13 protein-coding genes are annotated in these 17,003 nt (G+C 69.1%); 1 reads left to right on the forward strand and 12 read right to left on the reverse strand.

The window, feature by feature from the left end; translation table 11 throughout:
* Positions 1-2: 2 nt before the first annotated feature.
* Positions 3-992, reverse strand: a complete 990-nt coding sequence (locus AC5RV3_RS15885; protein WP_494122943.1) for a LysR family transcriptional regulator — start codon at positions 990-992, stop codon at positions 3-5.
* Positions 993-1,066: 74 nt separating this feature from the next.
* Between AC5RV3_RS15885 and AC5RV3_RS15890 the strand changes: the two genes are divergently transcribed.
* Positions 1,067-2,815 carry an L-aspartate oxidase gene (locus AC5RV3_RS15890; RefSeq protein ID WP_494122944.1) on the forward strand — a complete coding sequence of 583 codons (1,749 nt, stop codon included), beginning with the start codon at positions 1,067-1,069 and terminating at the stop codon, positions 2,813-2,815.
* Positions 2,816-3,064: 249 nt separating this feature from the next.
* On the opposite strand, the gene AC5RV3_RS15895 is transcribed toward AC5RV3_RS15890, so the two are convergent.
* The 11 genes from AC5RV3_RS15895 to AC5RV3_RS15945 form a co-directional block, all read right to left on the reverse strand.
* Positions 3,065-3,250: a PspC domain-containing protein gene (locus AC5RV3_RS15895; RefSeq protein ID WP_494122945.1), complete on the reverse strand. Its 186-nt coding sequence runs from the start codon at positions 3,248-3,250 to the stop codon at positions 3,065-3,067.
* A gap of 98 nt (positions 3,251-3,348) precedes the next feature.
* Positions 3,349-4,167: a class I SAM-dependent methyltransferase gene (locus tag AC5RV3_RS15900; RefSeq protein WP_494122946.1), complete on the reverse strand. Its 819-nt coding sequence runs from the start codon at positions 4,165-4,167 to the stop codon at positions 3,349-3,351.
* 122 nt (positions 4,168-4,289) lie between these two features.
* Positions 4,290-5,420: an MFS transporter gene (locus AC5RV3_RS15905; RefSeq protein ID WP_494123023.1), complete on the reverse strand. Its 1,131-nt coding sequence runs from the start codon at positions 5,418-5,420 to the stop codon at positions 4,290-4,292.
* A gap of 103 nt (positions 5,421-5,523) precedes the next feature.
* Positions 5,524-7,206, reverse strand: coding sequence for an ABC-F family ATP-binding cassette domain-containing protein (locus AC5RV3_RS15910; protein ID WP_494122947.1), 1,683 nt, complete (start codon positions 7,204-7,206; stop codon positions 5,524-5,526).
* Between the two features lie 276 nt (positions 7,207-7,482).
* Positions 7,483-10,338 carry a helix-turn-helix transcriptional regulator gene (locus tag AC5RV3_RS15915; protein ID WP_494122948.1) on the reverse strand — a complete coding sequence of 952 codons (2,856 nt, stop codon included), beginning with the start codon at positions 10,336-10,338 and terminating at the stop codon, positions 7,483-7,485.
* Positions 10,339-10,377: 39 nt separating this feature from the next.
* Positions 10,378-11,202, reverse strand: a complete 825-nt coding sequence (locus tag AC5RV3_RS15920; protein ID WP_494122949.1) for a fumarylacetoacetate hydrolase family protein — start codon at positions 11,200-11,202, stop codon at positions 10,378-10,380.
* 106 nt (positions 11,203-11,308) lie between these two features.
* Complete coding sequence (locus AC5RV3_RS15925) at positions 11,309-12,304, reverse strand: cation diffusion facilitator family transporter (protein WP_494122950.1); 996 nt, start codon at positions 12,302-12,304, stop codon at positions 11,309-11,311.
* Complete coding sequence (locus AC5RV3_RS15930; protein ID WP_494122951.1) at positions 12,301-12,783, reverse strand: transporter substrate-binding domain-containing protein; 483 nt, start codon at positions 12,781-12,783, stop codon at positions 12,301-12,303. Before AC5RV3_RS15930 ends, AC5RV3_RS15925 begins: the two co-directional genes overlap by 4 nt.
* 76 nt (positions 12,784-12,859) lie before the next feature.
* Entirely contained in the window at positions 12,860-13,879 is a 1,020-nt protein-coding gene (locus AC5RV3_RS15935; protein ID WP_494122952.1) for a PHP domain-containing protein, read from the reverse strand.
* A gap of 39 nt (positions 13,880-13,918) precedes the next feature.
* Positions 13,919-15,358 (reverse strand): phytoene desaturase family protein, encoded by a 1,440-nt coding sequence (locus tag AC5RV3_RS15940; RefSeq protein WP_494122953.1) that lies wholly within the window; start codon positions 15,356-15,358, stop codon positions 13,919-13,921.
* Entirely contained in the window at positions 15,355-16,944 is a 1,590-nt protein-coding gene (locus AC5RV3_RS15945) for a glycosyltransferase family 87 protein (RefSeq protein WP_494122954.1), read from the reverse strand. Before AC5RV3_RS15945 ends, AC5RV3_RS15940 begins: the two co-directional genes overlap by 4 nt.
* Positions 16,945-17,003: the final 59 nt, after the last annotated feature.

Below are 17,003 nucleotides of genomic sequence, written 5' to 3' on the forward strand. Positions count from 1 at the left end.
CCCTAGCGGCGCTTCCCGGTCTCGCGCGATGTCACGGTCACGAGTCGCGAGAGGTCGGTGCCTGGGGCGGCGAGTCGGTCCACGGTTTCAAAGACGAACTGTTGCATAGCCGCTGCCGCGGCCGAGGGTGGGACGTCGGTACGCCGGGCCAAGTTGACAGTTCGGGTCAGCTGGGGGCTCACCAGGCGGGTGCTGTCCAGCGTAGGGCGGTCGATGACCACCATGGCCGGAACCACGGCCACCCCCAGCCCCCGTTCCACGAATCGGAGCACTGCGTCCATCTCGGCGCCCTCGACGGCGATCGTCGGGGTAAGTCCTGCAGCGGAGAATGCCGCGTCGGTGGCCACGCGCAGGTCGTAGCTGCGGTTGAACGCGACTTGGGGGATCTCCGCCAGCTCCGCCAGGGTGAGCTCGGCCCGGGTCGGGCTTTCGCCCCGTTGCTCCTGCCCGTGTCCTGGCATCGGGGAGCCTGCGGCTGAGATCACCACCAGTTCCTCGGAAAGCAGGGGGATCAGCTCGGTACCGGGTACGGATGGTTCGGACCCGCGGGTGACCATCAGGGCAAGGTCCAGTGCGTTCTCGTTCAGAGCGTCCACCAGGGAGCGCGAGCCGCCCTCGGTGATGTGCAGGTCCACTCCTGGATGCGCGGCCCGGAAGGCCGCCAGCACGTCGGCAACCAGTGATACGCAGAGGGTAGGCGGGGCGCCGAGCCGGACGTGGCCGCGCCGAAGCCCGGCCAGTTCGTCCATCTGCTCGCGGGCGAACCGCGCGTCACCCAGCATCCGCCGCGCGATGGGTAACAGCACTTCGCCTGCGTCGGTCAGCGTCACCCCGGCCGGTCCGCGGCGGAAGAGTTTGGTGCCGACGTCGGCCTCCAGCGCGGCGATCTGTCGGCTCAGGGACGGTTGGGCGAGGAAGAGCTCCTCGGCGGCACGGGTGAAGTGGCCGTTCCGGGCCACGGCCTCAAAGGAGGACAATTGCTCGAGTTTCATCATAGCCTTTTCGCATCAGTTTTATCCAGACAATGCATTGGACTCATGCTACCGGCCTTCCTAGCATGGGAGATATGAGCACAAAGCACGCACCTGAACGACTGATGTCCACCTCTGTACTCGTCATCGGTACCGGTGGTGCCGGATTGCGCGCCTCGATCGAACTGGCGCAGAGGGGGGTCCAGGTGCTGGCGGTGGGCAAGCGGCGCAAGCACGACGCCCACACCACGCTGGCGGCCGGCGGCATCAACGCCGCGTTGGCCACCATGGATCCAAAGGACAGCTGGCAGCAGCACGCCGCCGACACCTTGCGCGAGTCGTATTTCCTGGCCGATCCGGCCATCGTGGAGACCGTGGCGCGCAATGCCGCCGGCGGCATCGAAGACCTGGAGAGGTGGGGGATGCCCTTCGCGCGGGAGGAAGACGGCCGGATTTCCCAGCGCTTCTTCGGCGCCCATAAGTACCGCCGAACTGCCTACGCCGGCGACTACACCGGCCTAGAGATCCAGCGCACCCTGATGCGCCGCGCGGCCGAACTGAACGTGCAGATCATTGACAGCATCTACATCACCCGCCTGCTGGTGGCCGACGGTACCGTCTTCGGCGCCTACGGGTTCGACGTCGTGGACGGCACGCCCGTACAGATCCACGCCGACGCGGTGATCCTGGCCGCCGGCGGACACACCCGCATCTGGCGCCACACCTCCTCCCGGCGGGACGAAAACACCGGCGACTCCTTCCGCCTGGCGGCCCTGGCCGGAGCCAGGATCCGGGACGCCGAGCTGGTCCAGTTCCACCCCTCCGGACTGCTGGAGCCCGACGACGCTGCCGGCACCCTCGTTTCGGAGGCAGCACGCGGCGAAGGCGGCATCCTCACCAACGCGCTCGGCGAGCGCTACATGGAGCGCTACGATCCCGAGCGCATGGAGCTGTCCACCCGCGACCGGGTGGCCCTGGCCGGATATACCGAGATCGCCTCGGGCCGGGGAACCGAGAAGGGCGGGGTCTATCTGGACGTGTCCCATCTGCCCCGGGAGGTTATCCTGCAGAAGCTGCCGCGGGTCTACCGCACCTTGATCGACCTGCAGATGGTGGACATCACGACCACGAAAATGGAGATCGCCCCGACCGCGCACTACTCCATGGGCGGGGTTTGGGTGGCTCCGGAGGATCACGGCACCGGCGTGGACGGGCTGTACGCCATCGGCGAGGCGTCCTCGGGCCTGCACGGGGCGAACCGCCTGGGCGGAAACTCGTTGATCGAGCTGCTCGTCTACGGACGCATCACCGGCGAGCACGCCGCAGAGTACGCCGCCTCCCGCACCACTGTCCGCCGGGACCCCTCCGCCGTCGAGTCCGCCCGCGCCGAGATGCAGGCCCTGCTCAGTGAGCGCGGGACCGAGTCAGCCCGGCGGCTGCAGCGCGAAGTGCGCAACCTGATGACCGAGCACGCCGGCGTCGTGCGCACCGGGCAGGGGCTGCAGGACGGCCTGCACAGGCTTGCCGCCCTCGAAGAACGCGCGCGGCACGTCACCGCGCACCCGGACATCGCCGGGTTCGACGACCTGGCGCACGCCTACGACCTGCTGGGCTCGCTCCTTGCGGCCCGGGCCACGCTCGAGTGCGCCCTTGAGCGGCGTGAGACGCGGGGCTGCCACAACCGTGCCGACTTCCCCGAGATGGACCCGTCACTGCAAGGCAACTTCGTTTGGTCCCCGACCGAGGGAGTCAGCTTCGAGGCCCTGCCCCCTGCCCCGGACTCATTCCGGTCCCTGGCCGAGGTTGACGCCGACGACTCGGTAGCCGGCAAGCTCGTCGAATAGCCCCAACCTGCCGTCAAGCCGGCGATCTCTGTCACCGGTGGGCTGGATGCTGCGTCTGACCGGCAGGGTCACCGCTTCCCGTTCGGGCTCTTCAGGCCAAAGACATCATCGAGTCCCTTGGATGGGTCCGAGATGCCCGTCATCAGTGGAGCGTTTTGCGCGCATGAGTGTGTGTGCACACGGAGGGCCCGAACAGCAGGCGCCAGGAATTTCCGGCCTCGGGCGTGCCCGCGGGCAGCGGCCCGAAGCTCACACCGAAGCCTTGGGGATCATGATCCACAGCGCGATGTACACCAGTTCCCCGATACCGACCAGTCCGAAAATAATGAACGCGAGACGCACCAGCACTTTCGGCACGCCGAAACGGGCGGCCAGGGCCGCGCAGACACCGGCGATCACTTTGCCGTTCCGGGGACGAACCAATGCAGCAGCCATGGGCACAGTCTAGTAACCGGAACCGGTTCCCGAACAGCATCCCGCAATGGAAACGGCCCGGTGGCGCCGATCCTGCTTCCCGGCCCTTTCCAGCACGGTCACCTCTTGCGGGCCGTGAACAACAGATACTCCCAGTCCATCCTGCCGCCGCCGAGATCGTACCGGCGGGCCAGTTCTTCTAGTTCCTCATCGAGGGCTTGGGCTCGGTCGGGTTGGTCCGCGATGTAGCGGTAGGTGTTGATTGTGGGGCCGTATGTGGCCTTGAAGAAGTCGCGGAACTCCGCGGCGGTGGCGAACCGGTCGACCGTCAGCTTTTCGCGCCCGGCCACAGCGTCGGTAACCCGGTCCCCGAGCAGATCCAGCACGTGTTGCTGGTTGCCCCAGAGCGACGGGGGTTGCGCCCCCGGAGGCGGCGGCGGTGCGTATGGCCTCATGGTCGCAAACATCTGGCCGATGAAGCCTTCCGGCGTCCAGTTGGCGAGGGCGATCGTGCCGCCGGGCCGCAGCACGCGGAGGAGTTCGTCGGCACTCGCCTGGTGGTTGGGGGCGAACATGATCCCCACGCAGGAGATCGCGGCGTCGAAGGATCCATCCTCGAACGGAAGGTGCTCGGCGTCGGCCTCCAGCCAGTCCACGGAAACCCCCGCCTCTTCGGCCAGCCGGCGCCCTTTCTCAAACAGCTCGGGAGTGAGGTCCGCCGCGGTGACCTGTGCCCCGGCCTGCGCCGCGGGGATGGCCGCGTTGCCGGAACCGGCGGCAATGTCCAAAACACTGTCGCCCTTCTGAATGCCGCTGGCCTCGACGAGAGCGGTGCCCAGCGCCGGGATCACCTCGGTGGCGACGGCGGGATAGTCGCCGAGGGCCCACATGGCCCGGTGCTTTGCCTTGATCCCCGAATCTTCCGGTTGATTGCTCATGGCCATTGCCTCCTGCGATTGAAGGCCCCTCGTTTGGGGTTCTTCAAGGATGGGACCGGGCTCGAATAATTTCCAGTAAAAGATCCGGACGCGGGGGCCGGAGAGGCCGTGGGCGGAAGCGCCTACGTCCGGCGCCTGCGCTGTTCCCGGGCGGCGGGGGCGGTCAGCAGCGAGGCGACCATCACGGCTGCCACGGCCAGCAGGGCGTTGCGGAGGCCCACCTGTTCGCCCAGGAAGCCGAGGAAAGGCGGTCCGGCCAGGAATGCCACATAGCCCAGGGTCGAGACCACCGATACCCGCCCCGCGGCCCGGGCCGGGTCGTCCGCGGCCGCGGACATGCCCATCGGAAAGCCCAGCGCTGCTCCGGCGCCCCAGAGCACGGCCCCGGCGAAGGCCAGCGGCAGGTTCGGCGCCAGCACGAAGAGCAGCAGGCCGGCCAGGGCCGTGCCCAGGCTGACCCGCAGCACGGCCACGCGTCCCCAGCGGTCAATGAACCGTCCGCCGGCCAGGCGCAGCACCGTCATGGTGGCCACGAAGACCCCGAACATGACGGCGCCCGTCGCTTCGGTGGCGCCGAGCCCGACGACGGTCGCCTGGGCGATCCAGTCGTTGGCGGCGCCCTCGGTCAGGGCGGCCCCGAGGACGACGACGCCGATCAGCACCGTCCGCCGCTCCCGCCAGGCGGCGAAGCGGCCGGGGCGGGCACCGCCGTCGTCATCATGCTGGGGACGGTGCGGCAGGAAGGCCCGCGGCACCACCCAGGTGGCGACCGCGACCACTACCGCCAGCACCGCCAGATGGGTGGCCAGCGAAACCCCGAGCACGGAAAGCCAGGCGCCGACCATGGCGCCCGCGAACGCGCCTAGGCTGAAGGCGGCGTGGAACTTCGGCATGATGGTGCGCAGCAGTTTCCGCTCCACGTCGGCGCCTTCGATGTTCTGCGCCACGTCCCACCAGGCCACGCCCACGCCGTAGCAGAACAGCGCCGCGGCGGCGGCGGGAAAGGAGCCGGCCGCCAACGCGGCAGCGAGGCCGGCCGCGCTGACCGCTGCGATCAGCCCGCCGGCCCGGACGCTGTTGGCCGTGCCGATCCTGGCGGCAAGGGGGCCGGCCAGGGGCAGCGAGATGACCGAGCCGAGGCCGAGGGCCAGCAACAGCGCGCCGATGCTGCCGGCGCCAATGTCCAGCGTGGCCGCGGCGGCCGGGATGCGGGCGGCCCAGCTGGCGAAGACCAGCCCGTTGAGCCCGAAGATGGCGAAGGTCGCGTAGGTGGCGGCCCGGACCGGGCGCGGCGGTTCGCCGGGCCGGTGCTTCGCGGCCTCGCCTCCCTCGACGTTCCCCTCGACGCCGGGCGGCTCAGCGCTCCCGGACAACACGGTCCTCGTCCCACACCGGGGTATCGCTCTCGTAGACCCGGCCGTCGGAGCCGAACACCAGGAACCGGTCGAAGCTGCGCGCGAACCAGCGGTCGTGGGTGACGGCCAGCACCGTCCCCTCGAAAGCGTCGATGGCCTTCTCCAGCGCCTCCGCGGAATGCAGGTCCAGGTTGTCCGTCGGCTCGTCGAGCAGCAGCAGGGTGGCACCGGAGAGTTCCAGCAACAGGATCTGCAGCCGCGCCTGTTGTCCGCCGGAGAGCGAGTCGTACAGCTGTTCCGCCTGCCGGGCCAGGCCGTAGCGGTCCAGGACGGCGGCCGCGGCTTCGCGTCCCAAACCGGAGCGGTGGTCGTCGCCGCGGTGCAGGATGTCCACCAGGGAACGGCCGAGCAGGTCGGGGCGGATGTGGGTCTGCGCAAAGAAGCCGGGACGGATCCTCGCCCCGAGCTTGACGGTGCCGTCGTGCGGCACGTGGGCTATCCGGACCTCCGAAACGGGCAGGTGCTCTTTCTCCGGGTCGCTCCCGCCGTCGGCGAGCAGGCGCAGGAAGTGGGACTTGCCGGAACCGTTGGAGCCCAGCACCCCCACCCGGTCGCCGAACCAGATCTCGGTGCTGAAGGGCTTCATCAGGCCGGTCAGCTCCAGCTTGGTGGCCACCACTGCCCGCTTGGCCGTCCGCCCGCCCTTGAGCCGCATCTGCACGTTCTGTTCGATCGGCACGGCCTCCGGCGGACCGGCCTCCAGGAACTTCTCCAGCCGGGTCTGCGCGGCGTGGTACCGATTGGCCATGTCGGAGCGGAACGCGGCCTTGTTCTTGTACATGTTCACCAGCTCTTTGAGCTTGGCGTGCTCCTCGTCCCACCGCTTGCGCAGTTCTTCGAAGCGGGCGTTGCGGTCGTCCCGGGCCTGCAGGTAGCTCTCGAAGCCACCGCCGTGGACCCAGGCGGTGGCCCCGAGGGCGCCGGGTTCGAGCGTGACGATCCGGGTGGCCGCATTGGCCAGCAGTTCACGGTCGTGGCTGACGAACAGCACCGACTTCCGGGATTCCCGCAGCTTCTCTTCCAGCCAGCGCTTGCCGGGCACGTCCAGATAGTTGTCCGGTTCGTCCAGCAGCAGCAGTTCGTCCGGGCCGGCGAAGAGCGCTTCCAGCACCAGGCGCTTTTGCTCGCCGCCGGACAGGGTCGATGCGGTGCGGTGCTGCGCGCGGTCGAAGGGCACGCCCAGGGCGGCCGTGGTGACCTCGTCCCAAACGGTCTCCTGCTCGTAGCCGCCGGCGTCGCCCCAGTCCGCGAGCGCCTGGGCGTAACGCATCTGGGTGGGCTCGTCGTCGTGCTCCATCATGGCCAGCTCGGCTTCGTCCACGGCCCGTGCCGCGGCGGCGAGGGCTGGCGGGGCGGCGCCGACCAAGAGGTCGCGGACCGTGGTCCCGTCCCGGACCTGCCCGACGAACTGCCGCATGATGCCCATGGTGCCGGAGCGTGCCACGGCGCCTTCGTCCGGGGCGATGTCGCCGGCGATGATCCGCAGCAGGGTGGTCTTGCCGGTGCCGTTGGGTCCGATCAGCGCGGTTTTGGCGCCGTCGCCGACCTTGAAGCCGACGCCGTTGAGCAGCTGGCGGCCGTCGGAGAGGAAATAGGCGATGTTGGAGACGTCGAGATGGGCCACGGATCCAGTCTGTCATGGTCGCGGGCATACGAAATGGCCCAAAGTCAGGCCTCCCCATTAGCCAACTCACTTCGAGCCATTTCGTGTGCGGCATGGGATCCACTGCCCTAAGGCATGTCCCCCCAACTCGGATCCCAGGTGCCGCCGCCTCCGGTGTGGTCTCCCGTTCCGGTTGCTGACACCTTCAATCATGGTCCCGGCGGCTTCGGTTTGCCAGATTAATCCACCCTAGTTAGGAAAACCTAGGGTGTGCCGCTGCGCTAACCCTGGCGGGGTTCAGTCCTGCCGGTCCAGCACGGCCGCCAGTTCCTTGCGGGACGCAATCCCGAGCTTGGCGAACGACCGGGACAGGTGCCACTCCACCGCCTTGATGGTGATGAACAGTTCTGCCGCAATTTTCCGGTTCGTCAGTCCCTTGGCCGCCAAGGAGCAGACCCGGTACTCGGCCGGGGTCAGCCGGTCCGCCTTGTTCTCCGCGATCAGCGGCAGGTGCAGATCCTGCTGCGCCAGCAGGCGGGTCATGCGCCGTGCCACCGCGGCCGCCCCTATCCGGTTCCCCAGGACCAGCGCCTTGCGCGCCGCCGCCAGCGCTTCCGTCCTGAACATCGCCAACGCGTCCGCCTGCGCCGGCTGCAGGCAGATCTCGGCCAAGTCGGCCAGGGCCAGCGCCAGCTGGTAGCGGCCTTCATGGGCTTCGAGCAGCGAGATGGCTTCGCGCAGCATGACGACGGCGCTCGGCCCGGGCTGGGCCAGCGCGGCGGCCCGCAGCACGGTGCCGGTCAGGCGCGGAGCGCCGAAGGAGCGGACCTCCTGGAGCAGCTCGGCGGCAACCGCGGAGGCGTATTCGGTCTGCCCGGCACGGGCGGCGGATTCGATGGCGCTGCGCGTCCACAGGTTCAGCGTCGGGCCCAGGCCGGTGCCGAGGTCCATGGCGGTGGCGAAGTACTCGAGCGCCAGCTGGTGGTCACCGTGTCCGGCGGCCACCACTCCGTGCAGCTGCAGCGCCATCGCCTGCACCAGCGGCACGCGTTCTTCCGCGAGCGGGACCCGTTTCAGCAGGGCATCGGCGGCGGCAAGATCGTCACGGGCCAGGTAGACCTCGGCCAGCGTCACGCAGGCTACCTCCAGGTACGTCCGCCAGCCGGTGTCCGCCGCCTGCATGCTCGTTTCCAGGTCCATCTGGGCCAGCCGCAGCCGCCCCCGGTTCAGATGGATGGCCCCGCGGCAGTAGGTCAGGGTGGCGTTCGCCATCGGCGAGGAGTTGGCCCGCGCCTCGGCTATGGCGGCGTCCAGCAGCTCCAGGGCCACGGCGTCCTGTTCGGAGCCGTTGAGCGCACCGGTCGCGTAGTTGATGATGTTGGACTCCGCGCCGACTTCCGCCAGCAGTTTTCCGCCGGCGCACGCCCGCAGGGCCAATTCCCCGCTGCGTTTGGCATCCGTTCCGGTCACGGTCAGCCGCAGCGCCTCCTGCACCAGCAGCAGCCGGTCGCTCGGGCCGTCCTGGGCCGGGTCCTGCGCCAGGATGCTCGCCAGCTCCTGCCTGTACTCCGCCGAGAACTGCAGTTGCTGGAACCCTGCCCCTGTCGCCAGCGCAACCACCCGCCGCCTGAGCTCGGTGTGCGGGTCGCCGTTGTTGTCCAGTTCGCTCAGGGCCTGGCTGTAGTAACGCGAACTTTCCTCTATCCGGTTGATCGAATACCGGGCCTCGGCGAATTCCAGCAGCAGTTCCACGCGCGCCGGGGTGCCGTCCGTCATGGCCAGCGCCTGCCGCCCCAGGGCCTCCGCCTCCTTGAGGTGGCCGGCCGCCTGATGGGCCAGCGACGCTTCGATCACGATCCGCCGCTGCAGATCCGGTGCCAGCCCGTTCTCCGCCATGGCCCGTTCGACGAGCCGGACGGCAAGCTCCGCCGCGCCGATGCGGCGGGCCCCGCCGGCGGCATCGAGCAGGATTTCGGCCGATGCGGCGTCGGTGCCGGGCCCGGTCGCCAGGAGATGGCCCGCCACTACTGCGCTCTCGCTGCCCTGCGCCATCAGGGCCGCCGCAGCCTGGCCGTGCAGTTCGGCCTGCCGTTCGGGCTCCAGCGTGGCGAGCACCGCTTCGGCCACCAGGGCGTGCTGGATCCGCGGGCGGGGACGCAGGGCACTCAGGAACCGCGCCGCGGCAAGGCGTTTCAACACCGGGGTCAGCTCCGCCACCGGCAGCCCCGTCATGCGCGCCAGCAGCTGGTGGCTCGCGTCCTCCCCCAGGACGACGACGGCGTCCAGCACCGCGCGCTCGGTCGCCGAGAGCCGGTCGAGGCGATCTTCGAGCACCGCGGCTTCCGCCCTGGCCTTGTCGACGCCCGCGCCATCGAGACCGGCCCCCGCGCCGCCCTCCAGAAGCTCGTGGACGTAGAACGGCGTTCCCCCCGCCGCCGCATGGATGCGCGCCGCCACGGCATGGTCCGCGGCGGGCCTCCGGGTGGCCGTCCACTCGGCCACGGCCTGGCGATCCAGCGGTTCCAGCGGCCAGTGCACGCGGCCATCGGCGCGGGAGGCACTGCCCCGGGCACCGCCGTCGTCGGCGTCCAGCAGCAGGGAGTCCGCCAGGATGCCGTCGCCGCGCTCCGCACCCTGGCCGGTACGCACCCCGCGCAGGAGCAGCAGCGGGACGTCGATCAGCAGGCCCGCCATGTCGGACAGCGACTGGAGCGAGAGTTCGTCGAGCCACTGGGCGTCGTCCACCACGGCGGCCACCGGTCCCTCCTGGGCCAGCGAGCGCAGCACCCAGGAGGCGGAATAGGTCAGGGCGTCCTTGTGCAGCGGACCGCCCGCGTAGGTCAGGAAGGTATGGAGCACCCGGCCCTGCCCGTCGAACGGCGGGCCGTGGTCCGGCACCTGCTGCGCCAGCGGCGCGAACCACTGCCAGAACATGGAGCCGGGCAGCGAGCGGCGGGCGGCCCCGGCGGCGCGCAGCAGTTTCCAGCCGCGCGCGGAGGCATCGGCGCACACCGCCTCCAGCAGGGACGTCTTGCCGATTCCGGACGGGCCGCTGACGGTCAGTTCGAGGCTGCGGCCGGATTCCACAGCAGTGGCGAGGTCGCGCCACTGCGCCACCTCCCGGTCACGCCCAAACAGCCGTGTTTGTGCCACTCCTTGATCCTAGGACGCCGGAGGGAGAAATTCGACGTTTCAGCGCCGTTCTTCGGCTACGCAGCGGTTGTGCATCTCGCCGATTCCCTCGATCCGGGTCACCAGATGCGCCCCGGCGGGAATCCATTCCCGTGGTTTCCGGGCCAGTCCCACGCCGGCCGGGGTGCCGGTGGCCAGCAGGTCGCCGGGTTCCAGGGTCATGAATTGGCTGACGTAGGACACCAGCTGCGCGCAGGAAAAGATCAGGTCCGACGTGTTGCCCGCCTGCTTGGTCACGCCGCCCAGCTCGCATTCCACCGCCAGCCCCGCTTCCGGATCCAGCTCGTCTGCCGTGACGACGACGGGGCCCACCGGAGTCATCCGGTCCCAGTTTTTGCCCTGGAACCATTCCGAGGTGCGGCCCTGCCAGTCGCGGACCGAGACGTCGTTCATCACCGTGTAGCCGGCGATCGCGTCCCGGGCGGCGGCCTCATCGGCGTGCCGGACGCGGGAGCCGATCACCACGGTCAGCTCGGCCTCCCAGTCGATCTTCGTGCTGGCCGCCGGCAGCACCACGTCGTCGGTGGGGCCGACCAGCGCGTTCGCGTACTTGGTGAAGATCGTGGGATATTTGGGGACCTCCTGGCCCACTTCTTCGGCATGCGCGTAATAGTTCAGGCCGGCGCAGAGGATCTTGCCCGGATGCAGGATCGGCAGGTCCAGTTCCGACGCCGCGGGCGCAGGACCCCGCTCGCCGGGGAGCGTCCGCCAATTCCCGCGCTGCAGCAGCTCTCCGACGTCCCTGGCCGGCAGGTATTCGGTGGCGTCGCCGTCCTGCCGGAACGCCTGCGTGGTCCCGTTCCGCCGTACTGTCCCCAGACGCATCTGTACCTCCTTGCGGCAGCCGTGCACCGCCGTCGTGATGTTGTTGGGCTCCGATGGCAGCCCTCTTTGCACGATATACGGTTGCTGCGTGGCGCGCGGGGAGCGTTCAGAGGTTCCTTTCGGACTGGCGCTCGGATGCTCCGCCCGCTTCCTCGGGCAGTTCGGAGACGGGCACCAGGACCAGGTCGTGGATCATCCAATGCAGATCGATGCAACCGTCTCTGGCCTCTTCGAGGACATCGACCGAAGGGACGCGCCCGTTGCGGGGGACGACGAAGGCTTCAACGTGCAGCACATGGCCCTGGTCGCGGACACGGGAGCCGGATTCTTCCACCCATTCCAACTGGCGCAGATAATCATCGATGCGTTCGATCAGCGGGTGGGGCTCCGAGTCATCGTAGGTGGTGGCCCGGGTGTCCATCAGGTCGGTGACGGAGCCTCGCATATTTTTGTAGCCGTCGCGCAGAATTCCCCCGGCAATGAACAGCGCGGCGGCGGCATCGGCCCACCAAAGACCGACCCCGATGCCCGCGACCCCGACGATGGAGCCGGCGGCCGTCATCCAGTCCGCCTTGTTCATGTCCGCATCGGCATAGAGGACTTTGTCGTGCAGTTGCTCGGCGAGTTTTTCTTTGGCCCGGCCCAGCAGTACCGGCGGTACGGCGGTCGCTGCCATGACGGCCATCATGAGCCACCCGAGCCAAATGGTGTGGCCCAGCAGCTGGACCGATCCGATGGGCGGATGCTCCCCTTTCAGCAGGCCCATGCCGGAGTCAATCACCAGGAACGCGCCCATGGTGCAGAGCGCCACCGCCGCCACAAGATGCGCGATCCCGGTTGACCGGTGGTATCCGTAGGGGTATTTCCTGGTGGGCGGCCGGTTGATGATTTTCATGGCCAGCAGGAACGCGATGGGTGGGGCGAAGGAGAGCATGTCTTCGATCCAGGCCGCCTTCATCGCCTGTGAATTGCCCATGACCAGAAAGACCAGAGTGACCGACACTGCCAGGACGGCGATGGTGATCCACTGGATCCTGATGGCCCGCCGGAGGGCCTTTTCCTGCTGATCGGGCAGCTCGGTACGGCCGAATTTGGTATTCATCCCTGTCCCTTCCGATCGAGAAGAAACTTTTCCAGTTCCCGCAGGAAGGCGTTTTCGCCCATCCTCGACGCCATGACGTATTTCTCTTTTCCTCCGTCGGGGGCCTGGCCCTCGGCGTAGGGCTGGGTCAGGGCGGCTTTGTCCGACCACGGCGATTTTTTCGTCAGGCCTCCGATGACGAGGTCCAGCTCGCCGCGTTCGAGCTGCCCCATCAGGGATTCCTCGCCGGCAGTTGTCCATTCAACGGTTGCTCCACGGGCAGCAGCGAATTGCTTCACCAGGTCTGCCTCCGACCCTGCCGGGTCCTCGCCGTCCCGCACTGACGTCCAGGGCGGGTTGTGCGAGACACCCACTCTGAGGGTTCCGCCGGTGATGCGGTCCAACGTTCCTTCCGGATCCGCAGGCACCTGCAGCCCGCAGGAGGCCATCAGCAGCATGACCAGCGCCGCCACGGCCGCCTTCGAAAAACTGTTCAGCATACTTCAGGACCATAACCGAATGATCGCCGAATTTCGGGCGCTCTGATCGTTACTCGGGAGGCTCGGCGCCGGCGGGCTACCGGCCCTCGCGGCACCACTCGAGCAGGCGCTCCACCGGCCAGGTAGTGATGATCCGTTCGGCCGGGACGCCGTTTGCGGCCGCCCGTTCGGCGCCGTAGTGGAGGAAGTCGAGCTGACCGGGCGCGTGGGCGTCGCTGTCGATGCTGAACAGGCAGCCGGCGTCGAGGGCCAGCTGGATGAGCTCGTCCGGAGGGTCCTGCCGCTCGGGTCGGGAATTGATTTCGACCGCAACGTTGTTCTCCGCGCAGGCGGCGAACACGCGCCCGGCGTCGAACTCCGACTGCGGGCGCGTTCCCCGTGATCCCTTGACCAGCCGCCCCGTGCAGTGGCCCAGCACGTTGGTGCGCGGGTTCTCGATGGCGCCGAGCATCCTGCGGGTCATGGTGCCCCGGTCCGACCTCAGCTTGGAATGCACGCTGGCGACCACCACATCCAGCCGGTCGAGCATCTGCGGTGACTGGTCCAGTTCGCCGCTCTCCAGGATGTCGGCTTCAATCCCGGTCAGTACCCGGAAGCCGTCCGCTCCGGCGTTGAGCTCCTCGACCAGCTCAAGCTGCCTGGCCAGCCGCTCTGCGCTCAGGCCATTGGCAACCGTGAGGTTCGGCGAGTGGTCGGTCAGGGCGAGGTAGTCGCGGCCGAGCCAGCGGGCGGCATCGGCCATGGCTTCCGGCGGCGAGCCGCCGTCGGACCAGTCGCTGTGGCTGTGCAGATCGCCGCGCAGGGCCTGGTGCAGCTCGTGGCCTCCCTCGGCCAGGGGCGCGGCGGCGCGCTCCCGCACCTTCGCCAGATAGTCGGGGACCTCGCCGTCGACCGCTTGCTGGATCACCACGAAGGTGCTGGAACCGATCCCTTTCATGCTCTTCAGCCGGCCGGTGCGCGCCCGCTCGGCGAGTTCGCCGGGATCCAACCCGCCGGCGACCGCGGCTGCCCTCCGGAAAGCCTGCACTTTGTACGTGGGAGCGAGTTCGCGCTCCAGCCAGAAGGCGATTTCGTTCAAGGCGGCGACAGGATCCATGGGACCATCTTCCACTGGCACCGCCCGCTGAGCCATGGCTTACGGACTCAGGGACGGGACAGCCAGCCCGAATTGCTCCCGCAGGGCCAGTTCGGCGGCGCGGTAGCCGGCCATGCCGTGCACGCCCGGGCCGGGCGGCGTCCCGGCCGAGCACAAATAGACGCCGTGCACCGGGGTCTGCCAGGGCTTCCGGCTCAGCACCGGACGCGCCGCGAGCTGCGGGAGGCTGACGGCCCCGGTCCCGAAGTCGCCGCCGACGTAGTTGGGATTGTAGGCCTCGTAGTCGGCCGCGGACATGCTGGCCGAATCCACCACGAGGTCGGTAAAGCCGGGGGCGGCACGCTCCAGCGCAGCGGTGATGACCGGCTCCATGTCCCGGGTGGAACCGCCCGGAACGTGGCAATAGGTCCAGAGCACGTGGCGCCCCGCGGGCGCGCGGGACGGATCGACCACTGCGGGCTGCGCCGTCAGGATCACCGGATCCTCCGAATGCCGGCCGCGGGCGATGTCCCGCTCGGAGGCTGCCATCTGTTCCCGCGTCCCGCCCAGATGCACGGTGCCGGCCCGGCGCAGGTCCGGATGGGTCCACGGAACCGGCCCGGACAGGATGTAGTCCACTTTGGCCGCCCCGGGTCCGTAGCGGAAGCGCTGCAGGGCGCGCGCATAGCGGGACGGGAGCCGGCCGCCGGCCAGCCGCAGCAGCTCGGTGGGCGAGGTATCCAGCATCACTGCCTCGGCGTCGGTCAGCTCGGCGAGCGAGGAGACCCGGTGCCCGGTCTCCAGCCGGCCGCCGTGGGCCTGCAGGTCTTCGACCAAGGCGTCGATGATGGCCTGGGATCCCCGGGCGGGCAGGGGGAAGCCAACGGCATGGGCGAGCGCGCCGAGCATCAGCCCCGCACCTGCGGACGAGAGGCGGCGCACCCCGCCGGTCGTGTGTGCGGCGACGCCGGTCAGCAGCGCCGGTGCGAACTGTTCCTTGAAGCGCAGGTTCCAGGCGGGTGAGCCCTGCTCCAGGGCGCGGAGCCCGTATCGGAAGGCCGTGACCGGGCTCGCGGGCACTTGGAGGAGCTGGTCCATGGTGAACTCGAGCAGCGCGTCGGTCCGGGCGACGAGCGGCTCCATCAGCTGCCGGTACGCGCCGCCGTCGGCCCCCAGCCCGTCCACGGTCCGGTTAAGGTCGCGATGGGCCACCGCCGCGGCGGCCCCGTCGATCACCTGGCCGTAGGAGACGTCCGGCACCAGCAGTTCGATCCGCTGGTCCAGCCCGAAGTCCCGGCAAAACGGCGAGGCCGCGGCCATCGGATGTACCGCGGAGCAGACGTCGTGCCAGTGGCCCGGCTCCATCAGTTCCACCGTGCGCGAGCCACCGCCGGGCGTGGCTGCCGCTTCGAAGACTGTGACGCCGAGGCCCGCGCGCGCCATGATGACGGCCGCGGCCAACCCGTTCGGCCCGGCGCCGACTACCGCTACATCCGTCACGTTGGATCTCCTTCCCGCTGTTGCTTCCACCTTGTGGCCTGCGCACCCTCACCGGCAATGCCCGGCCAGGTCGAAGGCCGCCGCGCGGCTTCCATGTCGGGCGAAGCATATTCGGTCTGCCCGTTCGCCGTGGCGGCCGCCGAACCTGCACTACTGCCTCGGGCGCGGTCCGGAAGCGGCAGCGTGAACTTGTCCGGCGCCCCGTTGTACTCCCCGCCCTGCGGGTCGTCGGTGCCCACGCGGCGGACCGGATCATGCCCCGGCAGCCAGATGGCACGCACCACCTTCCCCGCCATGTATGCCGTTGCTGCAATATGCGCTAGTACGGCGAGTACGTAGTACGGGGCGTCCAGGTTGCGTGCCGCTTCGCCGCCGCTCGTCACCTGGCCCAGATGCATCCAGGTGGCCCACCAGTGCATCGCCTCGAAGAACTGCCAGATCAGGAAGTCGCGCCACCGGGGATGGGCGAGTACGGCCAGCGGGACAAGCCACACCACGAATTGCGGCGAGTAGACCTTGTTGGTGAGCACGAAGGCCGCCACGACCAGGAAAACCAGCGACGCCATCCGCGGGCGACTCGGCGCCGCCAACGCCAGGAGCGCGATGCCCGCGCAGGCGGCCGCAAACAGGAGGAACGAGGCGGCGTTGATGAATTCGGGGCTGAGGACGGGCAGCTGCTGCCGTTGCGCCGTCAGGTTGTAGGCGTACCAGATCGACGAATGACCGGCTTCGCGCTGCCGGCTGTAGTCGAGGAAGTGGAACCAGCCGTCGAAGTCCCGCAGCATGAACGGAAGATTGACCGCCAGCCAGGTCGCGGCCGCCGCCAGGGCGGACCGGGCCAGGGGCCGGTACCTGCCGGTCCGCACCGCCAGCAGCAGGATGGGCCCGAAGATCAGCACCGGGTACAACTTGAGCGCGGCGCCGAGGGCGATGAGCACCCCGGCCAGGCCCGGGCGGCGCCGTGCGAAGGCGAGCATCGCCAGGGCCGCCAGCATTGCGGCCCAGAGGTCCCAGTTGATCGTCCCGGCGAGCACAATGCCCGGTGCCAGCGCCACCATCGCCGCGTCCCAGGGCCGCCGGTGGCTCATCCGCGCCGTCGCGATGACGGTGACTAGCCAGACCACGGCCACCAAAGTGGCGTTGATATCGAAATACGCCAGAGACCGTTCCGGGGACGCGCCCTCGCCGGGAACCAGCCACGCCGTCGCCCCGGCCACCAGTCCCAGCAACACGGGGTACTCGAAGGAACTTCCCGCCGTGACGAACGGCATCACACCCTCGGCCAGGCCGCGGGACTCGAACAGCACCGGCCAGTCCGAATAGCAGCCCATGTAGAAATAGTCCGGCAACTCCCACCCGGCCAGCCGGCACGGCGTCTTGACCAGGACGGAAAGCAGCGCGGCGAGCGTGGTCAAGATGATCAGCACCCGCTCCACGGTGAAAAATCCGGGCGAGACCAGGCCCGGGGCGCTGTGCCGGCCCAACGGTCCGCCCACCATTTCGGTGAACTGCCTCAGGAGCGGGTCGTTACGGCTGGGCACCACGATGCGCAGCGGCGTGCGGCGCGAAGAGCGAAACCCGGGCATGGTCCAAGACTACTGTCGGCGGCACCATCGGCCGCAGAGCCAAGTCCGTGCGGCAGGTT

It is taken from the genome of Arthrobacter sp. Y3221114, assembly GCF_059092625.1.